This is a genomic window from Mesorhizobium amorphae, from assembly GCF_014843845.1.
GTDB classification, from domain to species: Bacteria; Pseudomonadota; Alphaproteobacteria; order Rhizobiales; family Rhizobiaceae; genus Mesorhizobium; species Mesorhizobium amorphae_A.
On the sequence record NZ_JHQS01000056.1, the window covers coordinates 276,734 to 296,500 of the forward strand.

The following is a 19,767-nucleotide window of genomic DNA, read 5'->3' on the forward strand; positions in this document are numbered from 1 at the left end:
TGGCGGCGCTCGCCTGTTCACCGATCGATCATCGACATCGTCCGCTCGCCGTAGCGCGGGCCCGCAACCTTGCCTGGCGCCAGTGCCACGTCGAGCCCCAGCATTTCGGTGGCATCGAGTTCGATCGCGGCCGCCGCGACGTTTTCCTCCAGATATTGCCGGCGCTTGGTGCCGGGAATCGGCACGATGTCGATGCCGAAATCATCGCCCTTGTGCAGCAGCCAGGCCAGAGCGATCTGCCCGGGCTTGACCCCTTTGACACCGGCGATGTCGCGCACGGTTGAGGCCGCCGCGACATTGGCGTCGTAATTGGCGCCCTGGTAGCGCGGGTCGCCGCGCCGGAAATCGCCTTCGGGATAATCCTCCGCGCGCCTGACGTCGCCGGCGAGGAAGCCACGGCCGAGCGGCGCGAACGGCACCAGGCCGATGCCGAGTTCCTTGAGCAGCGGCATGATCTCCGGCTCCAGATTGCGCTCCCACAGCGAATACTCGCTCTGCACCGCCGACACCGGATGCACGGCGTGCGCGCGGCCTATGTTGGCAGCGCCCGCCTCCGACAGGCCGAAGAAGCGCACCTTGCCCTCGGCGACCAGCTGGCCGACCGCGCCGGCCACGTCCTCCATCGGCACATCGGGATCGACGCGGTGCTGGTAGAGCAGGTCGATATGGTCGGTGGCCAGCCGCCCCAGCGAGCCTTCCACCGCCTCGCGTATATGTTCGGGCCGGCTGTCGCGGTCGGTGCCGACCTGCTTGCCGTTCTCGATGCGGAAGCCGAATTTGGTGGCGATGGTCACTGCGGCGCGCCGGCCCTTCAGCGCCCGGCCGAGCAACTCCTCATTGATGTAGGGGCCGTAGACTTCCGCCGTGTCGAGGAAGGTGCAGCCGAGCTCGATGGCCCGGTGCAGCGTCGCGATCGACTCCGCCTCGTCGGCCGGCCCGTAGGACTGACTCATGCCCATGCAGCCGAGGCCGATCGCCGATACCTGCAGCCCCTGGCTGCCGAGTTTGTGTGTGCCGAGGGTCATCTGTCTATCTCCGGAGAAAAGTATCTCGGTGAAAACTATAGGGGCCGCCTGCCTGGCGTCCAGCCGGCCGAGGGCGAGGCGAGGGGGAGATCGCGCGTCGCCGCCTCGCAAATTGACTCAATCGACGCTCTCCGCCATCCTTAAGGCAGGCCGCCCATGGCGGCCATGTGTGAAAAGTGAGCCGATGGCCAGTCCTGTCACTGCCCAGAAATCCAAGCGCGCCGCGGTGCGCAAGGCGCTTGATCGCCACAAGGTCTATGTCACCGCGCAGAGCTTCTCCGGCGGCACCTATCAGGCGCGCGTGCTGGTCGACGGCGAAGCCTATTGGGTCGACGAGTTCCGGCTGAGCCAGCTGCAAGGGGGCTTGTCACCTGCCGAACTCGAACTGACGCCGGCCACCGACGATTGAGCCGCCAGCGATTGAGCAGCCATTGCATCCCGCCTAGCATGCCCGGATGAACACCCCGCCGAAACTGAGGGCCTATCGCGCCAAGCGCGAATTCACCAAAACGCCGGAGCCGGCGGGCGGGCTGCTTGCCGATGAGGGTAACCGCTTCGTCGTCCACAAGCACCACGCCACCGCCGACCATTACGATCTGCGCTTGCAGGTTGGCGACGTGCTGAAGAGCTGGGCGGTGCCGCGCGGTCCTTCGCTCAATCCCGCCGACAAGCGCCTGGCGGTCGAGACCGAGGACCATCCGCTCGAATATATCGACTTCGAGGGCGTCATCCCCGAAGGCGAATATGGCGGCGGGCCGATGATTGTCTGGGACACGGGCACCTGGGCGCCGATGGACGATGTCGAAAAGAGCCTGCGCACCGGCGCCTTCAAGTTCCGCCTTGCCGGCGACAAGCTCAATGGTGGCTGGATGCTGACCAGGCTGAAGCCCAAGCCTGGCGAGGATGAGGGCAAGAAAAACTGGCTGCTGTTCAAGGAGCGCGATCTCGCCGCCGACACCAAGATCGACATCCTCGGCGAGCGGCCGGAAAGCGTCAAATCCGGCCGCCGCATCGAGGAGCTGGTGGCGCCGCCGAAGCCTGCGGCAAAACCTGCCAAACCGCTTGTACTGAAGGCCGGCGCGCTGCCCGGCGCCGTGCAAGGCCCGGCACCCACCCGCATCGAGCCGCAACTGGCGACGCAGATGGCAAAACCGCCAGGCAGCGACGATCCCGCCGAACGCACCGGCGAGACCTGGCTGCACGAGATCAAGTTCGATGGCTACCGCACCGCGGCGCATCTGGCGGACGGGCAGGTCAGGCTGATCACCCGCGGCGGCATCGATTGGACGAAGCGCTACGGCGACCTGCCGCACGCTTTCGCCAAACTGCCATGTCGCGATGCCATCATCGACGGCGAGATTGTCGTGCTCGACGCCAAAGGCATCAGCCGTTTCGCCCTGCTGCAGGATGCGCTGGCCGAAGGCGCCGGCAACAAGCTGCATTTCTATGCCTTCGACCTGCTTTATCTGGACGGCTGGGATCTGAGGAAAGCGCCGCTCATCAGGCGCAAGGCGCTGCTTGCGCAACTGCTCGCCGGCCTCGGCGCCAACTCCGCCATCCAGTTCTCCGACCATGTCGAAGGCGACGGGCAGGGGCTTTACGACCAGGTGACGGAGCTGGGATTGGAAGGCGTCGTCTCCAAGCGCGCCACCGCCACCTATCAGAGCGGCCGCACCAAGAGCTGGACCAAGGTCAAGGCGCTGCAAAAGGACGATTTCATCATTGCCGGCTATACCACCTCCGATGCTGCCGAAGGGCTGGCCGCGCTCGGCATGGCCGAATTCGAGGACGGCGAGTTGCACTATCGCGGCAAGGTCGGCACCGGCTTCGATGCCGAGACGGCACGAGAATTGCTCGCCCGGCTGGAGCCGCTCACCGCAGGCGCCACGCCGCCGGAGGGCGTGCCGCGCGAGATCATGCGCGAGATGAACTGGGTGCGGCCGCTGCTGTCGGCCCGCATCCACTATGCCAACCGCACCGCCGACAATGCGTTGCGCCACGGTGTTTTCCGTGGCCTCAGGGATGTCGGCCTGTCGACGCCGGTCTCGGCCAAGCGTAAACGACTGATTTCGGAGGCCGACCTCGCCACCATCTGGGTCACCAATCCCGAGCGGCGGCTGTTCGGCAAGACCGGGCCGACCAAGCTCGACATCGCCGTTTACTACGCGCTGGTCGGCGACTTCATGCTGCCGCACATCATCGGCCGCCCGGTGTCGCTGGTGCGCTGCCCGACCGGCCTGCCAAAGGACTGTTTCTTCCAGCGCCACGCCTTCACCGGCATGCCGCCTTCGGTGGCTGTCTTCGAGTCGATCAATTCCGAGGGCGAGACCAAAACCTACCTCTCGGTGGAAGATGCCAAGGGCTATCTGGCGCTGGCTCAGTTCGGCGTCGTCGAATTCCACACCTGGGGCACGCATCGCACGAAACTCGACAAGCCCGACCAGATCGTCTTCGACCTCGACCCGGGCGAGGGGATTGCCTGGCGCGAGGTGGTGGAGGCCGCCGTGCACATCAAGGGCGGATTGGAGGCGCTGGGGCTGGTGCCCTTCGCCAAGACCTCCGGCGGCAGCGGCATCCACATCACCGTGCCGGTGACGCAGAAGCAGAACTGGAAGAAACTGCACCAGGCGACCAGCGCCATCTCCGCCCACCTCGCGTCCACCGAGCCCGACACCTTCACCACCACCATGGGCAAGGAAAACCGCAAGCGGCGCATCTTCATCGACTACCACCGCAACGCCCGCGGCCACACCTCGGCCGCCCCATACTCACTGCGCGCCCGCACCAATCTGCCGGCCTCGACCCCGGTGAGCTGGGCGGATCTGGAAGCGATCGATGCGCCGCAGGATCTGAACTATGCCTCGCTGCCGGGCCTGCTTGCGACTTCGGGGGATCCCTGGGCCGAGATCGATGAGTTTGCGCGGGATTTGCCGGTGATGACGGGGAAGTAGCTTACGCGTGAGTGCGGAGCGTTCTCGTCATTCGTCTAAATTCCAACTCCATCGACGGTCCGGACAATTTGAACTATTCTTCGCCTCAGGCCTCATCCGTCGGCAACCCAACCAGCGCTAAAACATTTCGCTAGGGATTTTCCGGTATCTTGAGGCTCGATGTAGGATTTCCGCGGCCTCCTTCGTCCTTCGGACGAAGCGCTGCAAAAAGTTTGTCAGTGCATGGCCGCGTAGGAGTGTTTCATGGCGCCCAGGGCAAGTTGGAAAGGTTACCTCAAGCTCAGCCTCGTCAGCTGTCCGGTGCGGCTATACCCCGCCACCAGCGCGAGCGAACGCATCAGCTTCAACCAGCTTCACAAGAAGACGCACAACCGCATCAACATGAAGCCGGTCGACCCGGAGCTCGGCCTGGTCGAGCGTTCGGACCTGGTCAAGGGCTACGAATACGAGGACAAGCAGTACATCATCATCGATGATACCGACCTCGACGCGGTCAGGATCGAATCCAACCACACGATGAATATCGAGGCCTTCGTCGACGAGGACGAGGTGGATGTCATCTACCAGGACGCGCCCTATTATCTGGCGCCGGACGGCGCCATGGCGGAAGAGACCTTCGCCGTGCTGCGCGAAGCCATGCGCAAATCCGGCAAGCTGGCCATCGCCCGCCTTGTCCTGTCCAGCCGCGAGCGCGTGGTGACCATCGGCGCGCGCGAGAGCGGCATGTTCGTCTGCACCTTGAGGAACCCGAACGAAGTGCGCGGAACGGCTGAATATTTCGGCAACATCCCGGCCGGCAAGCCGGATGCCGAAATGCTGCAGCTCGCCGAAGCGCTGATCAAGCAGAAGGAAACCACCTTCGATCCGAAGAACTACGAGGACCGCTACGAGATAGCGCTGATGGCGATGATCCGCGAGAAGCTGAAGGGCCACAAGCCGATCATCGCGGCGGCCCCCGAGCGCGGCAACGTCATCAACCTCATGGATGCGCTGAAGGCCAGCCTCTCGCAGCAGGCCAAGCCGCCGGCCAAGTCGAAGAGCAAGGCGGACGAGGCCGAAAAGCCTGCCGCCAAGGCCAAGGCAGGCGCTGCCAAGGAAAACCCGTTGAAGGCCAACCTTCTGAAGGCCGTCGGTAAGAGCAAAGGGTGACGGCGGCCACTGGTATAGTTCCACCCGGCGCCGTCTTCGGCGTCGTCGGCGCGCTGGCGGCGTTTCCGCTCAGGCTCGCCGCGCGCGAGGTCGAGCGCCGGCAGGGCCAGTTGCGGCGCGGCGTCACCCGGCGCACGACCCATGTCGTGTTCGGCCGCGCGCTGCTCGCCAAGGCCGCGATCACCAAGAATGGCGACGCCGAGATCGAGCGCCGCGTCCGGGCCGAGCGTGCCGCGGGCCGCGCGCTCGCCAGCGAGAACGGTTTTTTGCGCCTGCTCGGCCTGATGAAGGCGCCGGAGGCGTCCGCGCTTTCAAGGCAGTCGCTTCTCGACCAGTCCAGGCTCGGCGCGGCCGATCTCGACCTGCTTTCGCTCTTCGATGCCTTCGAGCACGATGGCGAACCCTATTCCTTCCGCGACCTCATCCTCGCCCGCAAATATGCCGGGCTGATATCGGGCGGCGCGTCCTGGGGCGCGATCGCGCGCTCGGTGCACCGCTCCGGCCCGGTCGCTTCGCTTACCGCCAAGTCGCTCAATGTCGGCTCGCAGCACGGGCGCCCGGATGCGATCTATCTCGAGGATGGCCAAAGCGAGCTCGACGGCCAGCTGCTGTTCGATCTCGGGTCTCCTGATGATGAGACGCTCGAGGAGCTGTTCGCGGAGGCTGAAGCGGCGGAAGACGAGGGCCGTCACGACGATGCCGCAACGCTCTACCAGCGTTGTCTCGCCATCGACCCCAGCGACGCCATCGCCGCCTTCAACCGCGCCAACTGCCTGCGCGGTGCCGGCCGCACGGCGGAAGCAGCACACGACTATGCCCGCGCCATAAAACTCGACCCGGCCTTCGTCGAGGCCTGGTTCAACCTCGCGGGCATGATGAGCGACGAGGGCCGGGTGGCCTCGGCCAGACGGCATCTCGTCAAGGCGATCGCGCTCGACAAGACCTATGCCGATCCGGTGTTCAACCTGGCCCGGCTGGAGTTCGACGCCGGCAATCTTGCTGAGGCTCGCCGCCACTGGGTGCGTTATCTCGAACTCGACGCCAGTTCCGAATGGGCGCGCATGGCGGCCAAGGGGATACAGTTCGTGGATATGCAGCTGGCGCGGACGGCGGGGTGACGATGGTTGGCGAAGGCCGAGATGACGGCCAATCTCCCCCCTTGTGGGGGAGATGTCCGGCAGGACAGAGGGGGGCGCTGTCCCGCCGACCGATCGGCCCGTTTCAGAGCGTATTGTTCCGGGGAGATTTGACCGAAGGCCTGCGTTCCTTCGCGCCCCCCTCTGCCCTGCCGGGCATCTCCCCCACGAGGGGGGAGATCGGCGCCGTCACCGTCGCGCGAAGGGCCACCCCATGACCACCTTCCTCTTCGACGGCCACGAAACCGCCCCGGTCACCATCCTGCTCGGCCATGGCGCCGGCGCATCGATGGACTCGCCCTCGATGACCGCCACCGCCAAGGCGCTGGCCGCGGCCGGCTTCCAGGTCGCCCGCTTCGAATTCCACTACATGGCCGCCCGTCGCTACGGCCATCGCAAGCCGCCGCCGCGCGCCGAGACGGTGAACCCCGAATACGTCAAGGCGATCGCGGACCTTCGGGCCAGGGGCGTGACCGGGCCGCTGATCATCGGCGGCAAGTCGATGGGTGGGCGCGTCGCCTCGATGGTCGCCGACGAGATGTTTGCCAAGGGTGAGATCTCGGGTCTCGTCTGCCTCGGCTATCCGTTCCATCCGCCGGCCAAGCCGACACAGTTGCGCACAAGACATCTCGCCGACCTGAAGACGCCGACGCTGATCTTCCAGGGCACGCGCGACGAGTTCGGCACGCAGGACGAGGTCGCCACCTACGATCTCTCCGATCGCATCGAAATGGTCTGGCTGGAAGACGGCGACCATGACCTCAAGCCACGCAAGAGCGTCTCCGGCTTTTCGACCGCCGATCATCTGAAGTCGCTGGCTGAGACGTTAAAGGCGTGGACGGCGAAGATCGTCGGCTGAACGGTCCGATGAAGATCGCCTCCTTCAACATCAACAACGTCAACAGCCGGCTCGAAAACCTGCTGGCCTGGCTCGCCGCAGCAAAGCCCGACATTGTCTGCCTGCAGGAGCTGAAGGCCCGCGATACGCAGTTTCCGCGCTCGGCGCTTGCCGCGGCCGGCTATGGCGCGGTGTGGAAGGGCGAGCCGACCTGGAACGGCGTCGCCATTCTCGCGCGCGGTTCCGAACCGGTGCTGACCCGCGATGTCCTGCCGGGCGACGATGCCGACAAGCAGAGCCGCTACATCGAGGCGGCGGTGTCAGGCATCGTCATCGCCTGCCTCTATGCGCCGAACGGCAACCCGCAGCCCGGCCCGAAATTCCAGTTCAAGCTGGCCTGGCACGCCAGGCTGGAAGCGCATGCCGAGCAGCTGTTCGACACCGGCCTGCCGGTGGCGCTGGTCGGCGACTACAACATCGTGCCCGAACCGCGCGACATCTATCCGACCCGCTCCTATGACGACAATGCGCTGGTGCAGCCGGAGAGCCGGGCGTCGTTCCAGCGGCTGCTCGACCAGGGCTGGCTCGATGCGCTGCGCAAGAAGCATCCGAAGGAGACGCTCTACACATTCTGGGATTATCGCCGCAACCGCTGGCCCCGCGACGCCGGGCTCAGGCTGGATCACATACTCCTGTCGAAGAAGCTCGCCAACAAGCTCACCGCCGCCGGCATCGACCGCGCCGTGCGCGGGCAGGACGGCGCCAGCGACCACGCCCCGGTGTGGGTGGAGGTGCGGTGAGGGATAATTGGCAGAACGCCGTCGCAGAGTGAACGCGAACCTTGAGATGCCGAGGGACGGCACCCCCCTCTGTCCTGCCGGACTGTCCGGCAGGACAGAGGGGGTGGGAAGGATCGCGACGGAACAGCCTTCATTCTCCAGCGCCATCTGTCCAGCCGCCGCATCCCAAGCTAGGTTGCCGCAAATCACCAGGGATCGCACCCATGTATGCTGCCTGCAAAACAGCACCTCCGCCGAGGCTTGCCCTTGCTTGACATCGCCCTGACCGCAATCCTCATCGCATCCGGTTTGGTCCTCACCGCCGCCGCGCTGCTTGTCTTGCTGCTGCGGCAGGCGCGTGAGCGCAAGATCGCCCGGCGCCGGGCAAATCCCGCCAACGACTATGCAGTACGCACGCGCTGGGCCCCCAGCACCACCAGCACGCTCAACTTTTCGTCCTTCGTCTATTTGGACGTCGACGGCGACGGCAAGTACGGCCTTGCCGACCGGCCGATGGCCGGCATCATGGTGCGGCTGTTCGACGAGCGGGGCGTCTTCGTCAAGGCGGCGCGAAGCAACAATGGCGGCTTCGCCAACTTCACCATGTCGACGAAGCGGCGCCGGACCGCGCTGCGTGTGCCCGGCCTCTACCGCTTCTCGGTCTCCGTGCCACCGGGTTGGCGGGCCAGCGGCGCCAACGCGAACCAGTCGATACGCTTGTACGCCGCGCCCGAATCCCTGGTCGGCCTCGCCGGCGATGGCCTGCCGACGCCGGTCGGCCTTGTGCCCGGCCGCCACCTGGCGGGCAGGATGCCGGCGACAACGCGAGCGACGCTCTCGGTAATGGGCAAGGGCGAGGTTCTCGAAAGCCGGACGCTTGCTCCAGGCACATCCTTTCGCTTCGATCTCGCAAGTGGGGCAGATGCGGTGGAGATCTCCGGCGACGGCCTCGACCGGCGGCTGGCGCTGTCATCCTATCCGACCGATCTCGGTCTGCTGTCACCCGGCTCCGTCGCGCCGGACGCACCTCTGCGAACGATCGGCTTCGACGACGTCACCAAGCGCAGCCTGCGCAAGGTCCCCTGCGGCCACGCCGGGCTCGACTGGCGCAATCTCAACGCCATGTCGCGTGACAACACGAAGAACAGCGAGGGCTACGTCAACGGCAACGTTTCCGGCGATCACTTCGCCTACACCAGCAGCGGCCATCCGGCCGAATTCGGTCGCGATCGCCCCTTCGGCTTTCATTCGGTGATGCTGACCGCCGCTTGGCTGGCCTGTGAGGGCGAGATTGCGCTGGTCGAAAGCTGGCTAGGGGAGGAATTACTGCGCAGCGACGAGATAGTCCTGTCGGCACTGACGCCGTGCCACTATGCCCCAATGCTCAAGGCCGTAACACGAGTTCGCCTGTCGACCAGACACCATTGGCAGCTTGTCGTGGATGACCTGGTTCTGGTCCTCTGAGATCAATCAGTTACTGGGTTCGAGAGCGCGCCGTTGGCCGTGATCGCCGAAAGCCTGTCCTTCTTGATAAGCGTCGGCTTCTCATAGGTCTTCTTCATGCCTGACCTCTCCAAATCTTGTGCCGGCAACATCGGCTTGCCGTCGATTGCGGAAGGGCGCCTGGCCCGCCGAGTTTATTGCGGCGTGATGACAGGGCCGGAAGCGCCGTTGACGGCGGTGATCGCGGAAAGCCTGCCCTTCTTGACAAGCGCCGGCTTCTCATAGGTCTTTTTCATGTCCAAGTCCTCCAAGGATCTTATGCAGTCAGGTTGCCATCTTCGCTCAATCAAGGGTGCGGCCAAGCATGCAGTCTGGCCTGCCGAAATCAGCCTGCGGGCCCGACGGGGCCGGAAGCGCCGTTGCCGGCCGTAATCGCCGAAAGCCTGCCCTTTTTGACAAGCACCGGCTTCTCGTAGGTCTTTTTCATGCCCAACGCTCCAAGATTCCCAGCCCGGCAATGTCGGGCTGCCGTCTTCTGTCAATCATGGGTGAGTGTCTGCCCGGCTGAGATCAGCCCGGCAGCACAACAGGACCGGAGGCGCCGTTGGCGGCCGTAATCGCCGAAAGCCTGCCCTTCTTGACAAGCACCGGCTTCTCATAGGTCTTCTTCATGATCGAACTCTCCAGAATATCCCGCGCGGATAATGTCAGACTCGTGTTTCCTGTCAACCATGCCGGCCGCTGTTGCCCTCTATTCTTGAAGAAGTCGGCATTTCTGCTCTCGACGCCCGCGCGGAGTGACACGAAAGACACAGGCAGCAGCGCGTTGCGCATTCGGATATTCGCGCGTCGGCCGCATAGATCTGTGGATTCGAAGATCTTTCCCGAAAGCATTGAGCCCGCAATGGCTTCCCCGATCTTGCAATTTCCGGCACCGGGACCGGTTCAGCTTTTGATTGAATTGATTGAATCGCCGACCCGCTCTAACTATTTGTTTTTACGCAATTCCGGACGGAAACCGCCGCGCGCTTTTCCTGGAATTGCTCTAGCCTTCGCGTCGAGCTCGGCTAGGATGTTGATGTCGCTTTCTTCCCGCGGGGGGGAGACAGGCGCCGCTGCGGGGGGAACCGATGAACAGGTCTGTCGACAGGCTGCTGGCGTTTCTTGTGCTGGCCGTTGCCCTTGCCTGCCTGGCGCATGCGTACCTGCTGCCGGGCACCTTCGCCTTGAGCCGCCTGGCGCATCCGCTGGCGGATGCGGCGTCCCTGCGGCTTGTGGCATTCCTGGCGGCGGCGCTGGTCTGCGCACTCGGTGCGCTGTTGTTCTGGCAAGGCCTTTTGCCGGGCCGGCCGGGCCACCAGCGCGGAGCGCCGCTGTTCGGTCGCGCCGCGGAGGTGCAGGACGCGGGCAGGCCGCGCCTGCGCCGGGTTTTCCTTGTCTTGCCGATGCTCGCCGTGCTGGCACTGCTGGCCGACCAGTTCGGCCCGTGGCGGCCGCGCGGCGAGGTGCCCGCCGAGCCGAAGGGTCAGGATGTCGCCGATGCGCCGCCGCCAGCGCCGGTAGCAGCTCCGGAAGAACCGCCAAAGACGGCACTGGCACCTGCGCCTGAGGTTGCCCCGCCGCCACAGACCGTGGCGCCCCCGCCACCATCCGCGCCGCCGCAACCCACCCAGCCCGACGGCCATCGCGACGCCGTGGTCTGGCTGGCGGTATCGGCTGACGGGCACGAGGTCATGAGCGCCAGCACCGACCGCATGATCAAGCTCTGGGACATCGACGGCAAGCGGCTGATCCGCGATCTCGGTATCCACAAGGACATGGCGCGCACGGCGCTGTTCATGCCCGACGGCAAGCGGGCACTGACCGCGGGCGACGACGGCGAGATCGTGCTGCGCCAGCTTTCGGATGGCGCGGTGCTGCACGTCTTTTCTTCGGGCCAGAATGGTGGCGTCAGGAACCTGGCGATCAGCCCGGACGGCAGACTGGCCGTCAGCGGCCACGACACCGGCAGCGTCATCGTCTGGGATATCGACAAGGGCAGCGTGCTGCATGTGCTGCCGGGCCACGACTGGTCCGTCAGCGCCGTCGCCGTCTCGCCTGACGGCACGCGCGCCATCTCGGGCAGCATCGACGGCGAGTTGAAGCTCTGGGACATCGTCTCGGGCAAGCAGTTGCGCAGCTGGCACGGCCACGAGCAGGGCACCTATGGCGCCGTCTTCACCGCCGACGGCCGCCATGCGGTGACCGGCAGCGGCGACTACACGATCAAGCTCTGGGATCTCGACACCTTCAAGGAAGTGCGCCGCTTCGAGGGCCATTCCGGCACCGTCTACGAAATCGCGCTGTCCTCCGACGGCAAGCGGCTGGCCTCGGTCTCGCTCGACGGCACGGCGCGGTTGTGGAACATGGACACCGGCGACCAGATTGCCGAGTTCGATCCAGGCACCGGGCCGCTTTATTCAGTCGCCTTCGCCGCCGACGGCACGCTGCTCACCGGCGGCTACGACCGCACCATCAGGGACTGGCCAGGGGCGGGCGGCGACGGCGTGGTGCTGTTCGCCGGCGCGCCGGAGTGAGCACTGACGCGCTCTGCCGCTGCGGGAAAGCGCCGTGGCCAGAGCTGCCAATCTCCCCCCTTGTGGGGGAGATGCCCGGCAGGGCAGAGGGGGGCGCGAAGGAACGCGACATTCGAGTTAAATCTACTTAATATCAATGGCTTGTGCAGGACTAATTAAAAGATAGGTCGGCGGGACAGCGCCCCCCTCTGTCCTGCCGGACATCTCCCCCACTTGGGGGGAGATCGGCTGTCACCGCGGCTTTCGCGAGGCATACTTCTTCGAGGCCAATACCGGCTCGACACAAAACACAAAGTACTGGAACACCCCATGCCCGATCTCCACCTCGTCGAAGCCTCGATCGCCGACCTGCGCCGTGCGCTGGAAGAGGGCACCGTCACCAGCGTTGAACTGGTCGGTGCTTATCTCAGGCGCATCGCGCATTACGATCGCCACGGCATCGTCCTCAACGCCGTGCCGGTGCTCAACCCAAAGATGTTCGAGGAAGCCGCCGCGTCCGACCGCCGCCGCCGCGAGGGTGCGGCCCTCGGCCCGCTGGACGGCATCCCCTACACCGCCAAGGACAGCTACAAGGTCAGCGGCCTGACGGTGGCCGCTGGCTCGCCGGCCTTCGAGCATCTCGTCGCCAGTGAGGACGCCTTCACCATCGCGCGCCTGCGCGCCGGCGGCGCTGTGCTGATCGGGCTGACCAACATGCCGCCGATGGCCAATGGCGGCATGCAGCGCGGGGTCTATGGCCGCGCCGAAAGCCCCTACAATGGCGACTACCTGACCGCCGCCTTCGCCTCCGGATCGTCGAACGGTTCCGGCACGGCGACCGCCGCGAGCTTCGCCGCTTTCGGGCTCGGCGAGGAGACATGGTCGTCCGGCCGGGCGCCGGCCTCCAACAACGCGCTGGTCGCCTACACGCCATCGCGCGGCGTCATTTCGGTGCGCGGCAACTGGCCTTTGGTGCCGACCATGGACGTGGTGGTTCCGCACACCCGCTCGGTGCCTGACATGCTAGAACTGCTCGACGTGATCGTCGCCGACGACGCGGAGACGCGCGGTGATTTCTGGCGCGCGCAGCCCTGGGTGGCGCTGCCGAAGACCAGCAACGTGCGGCCGCAAAGCTACACCGCGCTCGAGCTGAATGGCGCGCTGAGTGGCAAGCGGCTCGGCGTGCCACGCATGTATATTGGCCGCGACACGGAAGCCGCCAAACCAATCGAAACCCGCGCCTCGGTGCTGGACCTGTGGCAGCAGGCGGCGCGCGATCTGGAGCGGCTCGGCGCAAAGATAGTCGAGGTCGATTTTCCCGTCGTCTCCAACTACGAGCGCGACCGCCCGGGTGCGAAGACCATGGTCGAGCGCGGGCTGGTGCCGCAACAGTTCGCCGAGCGCGAGATCTGGGATCTCTGCACCTTTGCCTGGGACGATTTTTTGCGCGCCAATGCCGATCCGGCCATTCCCGATCTCGTCTCGGTCGACGGCCCGAAGATCTTCCCGCAGCCGCCGGGCACGTTGCCGGACCGCTATGCCGAGGACGGTTTCGACCTGGCGGAGTATGTCGAGCGCGCGAAGCTGGGCGTCACGCCCTTCGCCGACATCCCGATGCTGGAAGCGGGCGTGAAGGGGCTGGAGGCGACGCGGCGGATCGATTTCGAGGACTGGCTCGACGCGCAAGGCCTCGACGCCGTGGTGCTGCCGGCCGTCGCCGATGTCGGGCCGGCCGATGCCGATGTCGACGAGGCCTCGGCAGCCCTTGCCTGGCGCAACGGCACCTGGGTCGCCAACGGCAATCTGGTCTGGCGTCACCTCGGCATTCCGACCGTCACCGTGCCGATGGGCACGATGGCCGATATTGGCATGCCGGTCGGCCTCACCTTCGCCGGCAAGGCTTACAGCGATGTGGAACTGCTTCGCATGGCCGGCGACTTCGAGCGCTCAAATGCCCGCCGCACCAGCCCGCCGCGCACGCCGGAACTTGCGGACAATGTGTTTGCCACACTGATGGATGCCGGCCGGGCAGGCGGGGTCGCCGCCGCTGGCCGATCCGCACCGCTCGCCATATCGCTCGCCGCCGAGACGGTCGATGCCGGCGGTAACGACGAAATCGTCATCGCGCTGGACATCGATGTCGGCGCAGCCGGCGATTTCGAGGCTGCAAGCGTCAAGGTACACGTCAATGGCGAGCCAGTGACGATGCAGCGAGCCGGCGCCCGCTACACGGGCCGCACCATCGTGCCTGCCTCGGAACACCAGGGTTTTCACAGCGTCTGGCGCGGTTCCTACGGCTCAATCGTCACCGCCATCGTGCAAACCGAGGACGGACGCACCGCCGGCGCCTACACGATCACCGGCGGGATCGGGTGAGGGCGGAAGCTGCGATCTCCCCCCTTGTGGGGGAGATGGCCCGGCAGGCCAGAGGGGGGCGCTGTCCCGCCAGCCTCTCAGTCAACCTATCCGCCATCCTCGCGGGCTTTCGGATGGGCGAATGCAGGAAGGCCGCGATCCTTCGCGCCCCCCTCTGCCCTGCCGGGCATCTCCCCCACAAGGGGGGAGATTGGCTGCTTCAGCGTCGCCCTATCCTTGACCCACCCGCCTCCCACGCTATGTTCGCGCCCATGCCAGAACCAGCCCTCGCGCCCCTCATCGTCATCGATCTCCAGACCGGCATGTTCGACGGCCGCTTCGAGCCGCCTATCCATGATGCCGACGGCATGGTCGCTCGCGCCCGCGCGCTGATCGACTGGGCGAGGCGGAGCGGGCGCAAGGTCGCCTTTATCCGGCATGATGGACCGGCGGGCGATCCGCTGGCGCCGGGCGAGCCGGGCTGGCCGGTGTGGCCGGCGCTCGGCCAGGCCGGGGACGAACCGACTTTCGCTAAGAGCGTGCGCAATGCTTTCAGCAATTCAGCTCTTGGCGAATGGGTGGCCGGGCAGGGCGCCGGCGAGGTCGTGCTTGCCGGCGCGCAGACCGATTTTTGCATTGCCGCGACGGTGAAGGGTGCCTTTGCCGAAGGGCTCGGCGTCACCGTGGTTTCCGACGCCCACTCGACTCTGGACACGCCCGGCGAGACCGCCGCCGAGATCATCGCCCGCCACAACGCCGCCTTCACGGAGGCCGGCGTCACGCTGGTTTCGACGAAGGCGCTGACGGGGAACTGAGGCCAACCAGAGGAGGCCACCTTGCCACACCTGACCTTGCCGGCCGAAGGCGGATGCCGTTGCGGACGCGTGCGGCTGAAAATCTCCGCGCCGCCCTTGCTCACCATGGCCTGCCATTGCACCGGCTGCCAGTTGATGTCGGCCAGCGCCTATTCGCTGAGCGCCGCCATTCCGAGCAACGGGTTCGAAGTCACTGAGGGCGAACCGGTGATCGGCGGCCTGCACGGCACCTCGCGGCATTTCTTCTGTCCGCACTGCATGAGCTGGATGTTCACGCGGCCGGAAGGGCTCGACTGGTTCGTCAACCTGCGCCCGACCATGCTCGACGATCCAGGCTGGTTCACGCCCTTCGTCGAGACCTGGACCAGCGAGAAGCTGCCCTGGGCGACGACGCCGGCTGTGCACAGCTATGCGGCATTGCCGGCGATGGAGGAATATGAGGCGCTGACGGCCGAGTTTGCTCAAGATTTTGTGACGGGCGGCTCCGCCGGCTGATCGCTTTTTGGTCGCGCCGGTGCCGACGGAGCAGGGGTGGTTGCCACCACATATTGCCTGATGGGGGCGCGGGCCTGCCGTGGTCGACGCGGCTGCGGGGGCGCATGTTGGGGTGTGCTCTGAGCTCGCGTCGACCAGGGCGGCTCGTACCGCCGCAAAATCAGCATCGCACATCGCTGGTTCGCCGAAACTTCCGCGAAAGCGGAATATGCGGGCGCTAAAGAACGGATTCGGCGCAAACACTTTCTCTCCTTTCCCGCATTGACCTCCTTCGAACGAGCGGCGACGACTGGCGCTTCAACCGATGGACGACGCCCTTGACCGAGCAGACGATTTTCCTGAACGCAAAACTAGCCGATGGCGCGCTGGTCGATCTCACCGTCACCGACGGGCGCTTCAGCGCCATCACCTCGGCAGCCGAGCGGACGCAAGCAACCGCCGCCGCCATCATCGACCTCGGTGGGCAGCTCGTCGTGCCCGGTTTCGTCGAGGGCCATATCCATCTCGACACCTCCTTTTACGGTGATGCCTGGCGTCCGCACATCCCGTGCACCGACGGTTTCGACGTGCGCGAGCGCGTCGCCTTCCAGGCACAAAACCTCGCCGCCGCCGCGCCGATGGCGGAACGCGCGAAAAGCCAGCTCGAGCTCTGCATCGGCAATGGCAGCCTTGCCATGCGCAGCCATGTCATGGTCGACGGCTCGGTCGGTCTGAAGCACCTCGAAACAATTCTTGCCGTGCGGGAGGCCTATCGCGACCTGATCGACATCCAGCTCGTCGCCTTCCCGCAAAGCGGTATTCTGTCTTCACCCGGCACGCCGGAACTGCTCGACGAGGCGCTCAGGCTGGGCTGCGACCTGATCGGCGGGCTCGACCCAGCTAGCCTCGATCGCGACGTATCGGGCCATCTCGACGTGGTATTCGGCCTCGCGCAAAAGCACGGTGTCGGCGTCGATGTCCATCTGCACGATGGCGGCAGCCTCGGTCTGTTTCAGATCGAGGAGATCGCACATCGGACAAAGGCACTCGGCATGGCCGGCCACGTCGCGGTCAGCCACGCCTATGCGCTGGGCGACATTCCCGCCGATGCGCTCAACAAGGCCGGCGCGATGCTCGCTACCGCAGGTGTTTCGATCATGACCAACGCCCCGGGCAACCACGCCTTTCCGCCGGTCGCCGCACTGCGGCAGGCCGGCGTCACCGTGTTCGGCGGCTCTGACAACATCCGCGATTCCTGGTGGCCCTATGGCGACGGCGACATGCTCTCTCGCGCCAATTTGATCGGCTACCGCTCCGGCTTCTACGAGGACCGGGAACTGGCGGCAGCCTTCGACGTGGTGACCTATGCCGGCGCCAAAGCGCTGCGGCTTGAAGGCTACGGCATCGCGGTCGGCGCCGCCGCCGACTTCGTCGCCATGCGGGCGGAGCATGTGCCCGAGGCGGTCGTCGCCGTGTCGAGAGCGCGCACCGTATATCGCCGGGGCAGGGCCGTCGCGAAGGATGGGAAGATGGCGCGGTGATGAGGGGCGGCTATTATATCGTTCGCCAAGTTTTGTTCGAAAAAGTACACTGAGCAGATCGCCAGCCACATTCATGGGCGCTGACGCTTGGGAGCGACCATCGCACTCCTGCCCCGACAGGAGGCATCGGAGCAATTGCGGAGCAACCAGGGCAACCCGGTCTGGGCGCTGAGGCCGTAGCGGCACTGGCACAGGTGGATGTATCCGCTTTCGATTGCGACATCCTGCGAACCGCATTCATCAAATCGGTCACGGAAGGTCATGTCCCGGAAGATCAGTGGCGCTCGCTCGCCGCGTCCCTCATCCGCGACTTGGCCGGCCACGAAGACATCGACCCCGACATGCTGGACTGGATCACGCGCAAGTAGCGTCGCTGGTTTTTGCCGTGCTGACCTTTCGGTTCGGAAAAGGCCGTGGCCAACCCGCCTGGCGACGGCAGGCCAGCGCCGCCGCACCTATCCCAACCCAAGCGGCCTGCCGTCTTCGGCAGATACGCTGCGGCAACACAATAAGTTGCAAAGGAAATTGGCGAGTTGCAAGGAAATCGACCGGCGCCGCGGTCGGGCGGAGGACAAAGGGCCTGACACCGGGGGTAGTGTGGTGCCAGGCCCTTGTCGTCGGGTTCGACGCTGACAATGCGCCTGTGCCGGTTGGTGTAGCAAGGCGGACCATGGTCTGCACCAAAGGTCGCCGTGATCGCGGACTTAGGGCAATTCCAGGAAAAGCGCGTAGCGGTTTTCCGTCCGGACTTGCGTAAAAACAAATACTTAGAACGACGCGCTGGATGGGGCCCTCGGCGTGGTGATCCAGGCAGGGTCGTAACGCGATCCCGTGAATGTGAACGACGATGCCCATCAACGGCCGGCTTCGGTCCTCAGGAAAGAATCGCGAGGACATCATTCCACACGGCGCCCGGCAAGCCTCGCCCCCGAAATCATGACGCGCCGGCTCAGGGAGCTTGTCGCATGGCTTTGGCCGGCAAAGGATGTTCCGCTTCGTTGCCGCTGCGGCCGCGTCAGCGGCGTCGCCAAAAAAATTGAACCGCATACCGGCTTCCGCTTCACGTGCTACTGCCGGGACTGCCAGGCCTTCGCGCGCTTCCTCGATCGGCCGGACATGCTCGACGTCGGCGGCGGCACGGACATCTTCCAGATGCCGGCTGGCCGCGTGACGCTTGCCACGGGCAAGGATGCCGTGCGCTGCCTGCAATTCTCCGACAAGGTGCTGCGCTGGTACACCTCTTGTTGCCGGACCCCGATCGGCAACTCGGCCGGCCCGCGCTTCCCGGTGGTCGCCATCACTCATTCCTTCATGTGCCACGATGCCGAGCCCCGCGACACGGTGCTCGGCGCGCCGCTTTGCCGGATCCATGAACTCTCCGCCGTCGGCCCGTTGCCACCCAACGCGCCGCCGCCACCGACGTTCAGCCTCTTTGCTCTGCGCGTCTCAAAACTTCTCTTCTGGTGGCTGCGCGGCCTCGGCCGGCCGAATCCGCTCTTCGACCAGCACACGAACGCCCCGCTTTCCGTGCCGCGCGTCATCGCGCCGGCCGAGCGCGATGCGCTGGCCGGTGTGCCGATGCCCGCTCGCCTGGAGTCTTGATCCGCCACTTGCTGACAAATGATCTGGCTGGCGCGGTCTTTGGAGCCGGGAAGGTGAATCAGCGCATCAGCCAATAAGGCTAAGTGGCGGATATCGCAGGCCGCATGCTCGGCGGTGGCGCACATCCCTCCAAATTAATTTGCATGCAAATGTTTCGGATTGGCACGGTTTCGTGAAGCACTTCACCGTTCCCCCGTAATCGATCGGATACAGAGGCATCGCAAAACCGGCGCGGCGTGAGAGGGCAGCACTGCTTTTTCCACCGCCACGATATGGAGGATGTCGATGTTCAAAACCCTTGGCCGAATTGCAGCTGCTCTCAAGCGAGCCGGCAAGCGCAAAGAGACGATGCGCGCATTGGATAATCTGCCGCCGGAAACCCAGAAGGACATCGGCTGGTCGAAGTCCCCGTCTGACGAAATCCGGCTGCCGTTTTAACGGGCCGTGCCGGACGCCTTGCTCGAACGCATCCGGCCAGCGGCGTCCGGTCGCCTCTCGCCCAACCACCACCGCAGCGCCGCGATCACGGATCAGCGCTGCCTGGCTTCGTCCGATGTCCATACGGGCTTGAAAGACACCGTCTTCAGGCCCGCGTTTCGGACCCGATCGACAAACACGTCGTTGACGAACACGGAAGACGCGCGCATCGGCAGCTTGAAGATCTCGGCATTGCCGATCCGGTCCGCATGGAACGCGTAGCGTTCGATTGCGAGGATGTCGCCGTCCTCGAAAGTGACGATCTGCGACCGCTCCTTGTCCAGCGCGTCGATCACATTGGTGACGTTGAAGAGCCAGACCTCTTCGCCGCGAAGCGGCAGCAACTGGCCATAGGGCTGCAATGATGCCGCCAGCGCATCGACGGCGGGCTTGCGCAGCAGCGGTGCGTGTTCGCCAAGCCAGGGGAAGTCCGAATAGAGGTAGACGCGGTCGTCGTCGGCGATGCGCTGCATGACCGGCGGATCCCATGTGTCGAGAACCCTTCCATCCAGGCCGAAGAAGAACTCGAAGTAACTGTCATCAACCGGCAGGATCCACTCCTGATCCTCCAGGACCGCGAACTCGTAGAGGCTGATCGGCATCGGTCGGTATCCTTGCGCCAGGGGT

At 65.3% G+C, this 19,767-nt stretch carries 21 protein-coding genes; 15 read left to right on the forward strand and 6 right to left on the reverse strand.

The window, feature by feature from the left end; translation table 11 throughout:
• Nucleotides 1–17: 17 nt before the first annotated feature.
• Nucleotides 18–1,025: an aldo/keto reductase gene (locus tag DH08_RS23805; RefSeq protein ID WP_192181599.1), complete on the reverse strand. Its 1,008-nt coding sequence runs from the start codon at nt 1,023–1,025 to the stop codon at nt 18–20.
• A 184-nt stretch (nt 1,026–1,209) separates the two neighbouring features.
• Between DH08_RS23805 and DH08_RS23810 the strand changes: the two genes are divergently transcribed.
• From DH08_RS23810 to DH08_RS23840, 7 genes are all read left to right on the forward strand, one after another.
• Nucleotides 1,210–1,434, forward strand: coding sequence for a hypothetical protein (locus tag DH08_RS23810; RefSeq protein ID WP_192181600.1), 225 nt, complete (start codon nt 1,210–1,212; stop codon nt 1,432–1,434).
• A gap of 46 nt (nt 1,435–1,480) precedes the next feature.
• Nucleotides 1,481–3,976: a DNA ligase D gene (ligD, locus tag DH08_RS23815; RefSeq protein WP_192181601.1), complete on the forward strand. Its 2,496-nt coding sequence runs from the start codon at nt 1,481–1,483 to the stop codon at nt 3,974–3,976.
• Between the two features lie 243 nt (nt 3,977–4,219).
• Nucleotides 4,220–5,125, forward strand: a complete 906-nt coding sequence (gene ku, locus DH08_RS23820) for a non-homologous end joining protein Ku (RefSeq protein ID WP_192181602.1) — start codon at nt 4,220–4,222, stop codon at nt 5,123–5,125.
• Between the two features lie 14 nt (nt 5,126–5,139).
• The gene (locus tag DH08_RS23825; protein WP_428339032.1) at nt 5,140–6,243 is read left to right on the forward strand and encodes a tetratricopeptide repeat protein; all 1,104 of its coding nucleotides are present in this window, start codon (nt 5,140–5,142) and stop codon (nt 6,241–6,243) included.
• A 232-nt stretch (nt 6,244–6,475) separates the two neighbouring features.
• Nucleotides 6,476–7,120 carry an alpha/beta hydrolase family protein gene (locus DH08_RS23830; protein ID WP_192181604.1) on the forward strand — a complete coding sequence of 215 codons (645 nt, stop codon included), beginning with the start codon at nt 6,476–6,478 and terminating at the stop codon, nt 7,118–7,120.
• An 8-nt stretch (nt 7,121–7,128) separates the two neighbouring features.
• Nucleotides 7,129–7,899 carry an exodeoxyribonuclease III gene (locus DH08_RS23835; protein WP_192181643.1) on the forward strand — a complete coding sequence of 257 codons (771 nt, stop codon included), beginning with the start codon at nt 7,129–7,131 and terminating at the stop codon, nt 7,897–7,899.
• A gap of 246 nt (nt 7,900–8,145) precedes the next feature.
• Nucleotides 8,146–9,342 (forward strand): hypothetical protein, encoded by a 1,197-nt coding sequence (locus tag DH08_RS23840; RefSeq protein ID WP_192181605.1) that lies wholly within the window; start codon nt 8,146–8,148, stop codon nt 9,340–9,342.
• Between the two features lie 2 nt (nt 9,343–9,344).
• Here DH08_RS23840 and DH08_RS23845 read toward each other — a convergent pair whose 3' ends face one another.
• The 4 genes from DH08_RS23845 to DH08_RS23860 form a co-directional block, all read right to left on the reverse strand.
• Nucleotides 9,345–9,440 carry a putative RiPP precursor gene (locus DH08_RS23845; protein ID WP_192181606.1) on the reverse strand — a complete coding sequence of 32 codons (96 nt, stop codon included), beginning with the start codon at nt 9,438–9,440 and terminating at the stop codon, nt 9,345–9,347.
• A gap of 75 nt (nt 9,441–9,515) precedes the next feature.
• Nucleotides 9,516–9,617: a lasso RiPP family leader peptide-containing protein gene (locus DH08_RS23850; protein ID WP_192181607.1), complete on the reverse strand. Its 102-nt coding sequence runs from the start codon at nt 9,615–9,617 to the stop codon at nt 9,516–9,518.
• Between the two features lie 89 nt (nt 9,618–9,706).
• Nucleotides 9,707–9,808 (reverse strand): lasso RiPP family leader peptide-containing protein, encoded by a 102-nt coding sequence (locus DH08_RS23855; protein WP_192181608.1) that lies wholly within the window; start codon nt 9,806–9,808, stop codon nt 9,707–9,709.
• 83 nt (nt 9,809–9,891) lie between these two features.
• Entirely contained in the window at nt 9,892–9,993 is a 102-nt protein-coding gene (locus tag DH08_RS23860; RefSeq protein ID WP_192181609.1) for a lasso RiPP family leader peptide-containing protein, read from the reverse strand.
• Nucleotides 9,994–10,451: 458 nt separating this feature from the next.
• Here DH08_RS23860 and DH08_RS23865 point away from each other — a divergent pair, with 458 nt between their 5' ends.
• From DH08_RS23865 to DH08_RS23900, 8 genes are all read left to right on the forward strand, one after another.
• Nucleotides 10,452–11,897, forward strand: a complete 1,446-nt coding sequence (locus DH08_RS23865; protein WP_192181610.1) for a WD40 repeat domain-containing protein — start codon at nt 10,452–10,454, stop codon at nt 11,895–11,897.
• Nucleotides 11,898–12,206: 309 nt separating this feature from the next.
• Nucleotides 12,207–14,252 carry an amidase gene (locus DH08_RS23870; protein WP_192181611.1) on the forward strand — a complete coding sequence of 682 codons (2,046 nt, stop codon included), beginning with the start codon at nt 12,207–12,209 and terminating at the stop codon, nt 14,250–14,252.
• A gap of 251 nt (nt 14,253–14,503) precedes the next feature.
• Nucleotides 14,504–15,046 (forward strand): cysteine hydrolase family protein, encoded by a 543-nt coding sequence (locus DH08_RS23875; protein ID WP_192181612.1) that lies wholly within the window; start codon nt 14,504–14,506, stop codon nt 15,044–15,046.
• Nucleotides 15,047–15,067: 21 nt separating this feature from the next.
• Nucleotides 15,068–15,541, forward strand: a complete 474-nt coding sequence (locus DH08_RS23880) for a GFA family protein (RefSeq protein ID WP_192181613.1) — start codon at nt 15,068–15,070, stop codon at nt 15,539–15,541.
• A 317-nt stretch (nt 15,542–15,858) separates the two neighbouring features.
• On the forward strand, nt 15,859–17,061 hold the full coding sequence (locus DH08_RS23885; protein WP_192181614.1) for an amidohydrolase family protein: 1,203 nt from the start codon (nt 15,859–15,861) through the stop codon (nt 17,059–17,061).
• Nucleotides 17,062–17,255: 194 nt separating this feature from the next.
• Nucleotides 17,256–17,429, forward strand: a complete 174-nt coding sequence (locus DH08_RS23890) for a hypothetical protein (protein ID WP_192181615.1) — start codon at nt 17,256–17,258, stop codon at nt 17,427–17,429.
• A gap of 568 nt (nt 17,430–17,997) precedes the next feature.
• Nucleotides 17,998–18,663, forward strand: coding sequence for a DUF6151 family protein (locus DH08_RS23895; protein ID WP_210328847.1), 666 nt, complete (start codon nt 17,998–18,000; stop codon nt 18,661–18,663).
• A gap of 285 nt (nt 18,664–18,948) precedes the next feature.
• Complete coding sequence (locus DH08_RS23900; protein ID WP_192181617.1) at nt 18,949–19,101, forward strand: DUF1127 domain-containing protein; 153 nt, start codon at nt 18,949–18,951, stop codon at nt 19,099–19,101.
• A gap of 92 nt (nt 19,102–19,193) precedes the next feature.
• Here DH08_RS23900 and DH08_RS23905 read toward each other — a convergent pair whose 3' ends face one another.
• Nucleotides 19,194–19,742 (reverse strand): imm11 family protein, encoded by a 549-nt coding sequence (locus DH08_RS23905; RefSeq protein ID WP_192181618.1) that lies wholly within the window; start codon nt 19,740–19,742, stop codon nt 19,194–19,196.
• Nucleotides 19,743–19,767: the final 25 nt, after the last annotated feature.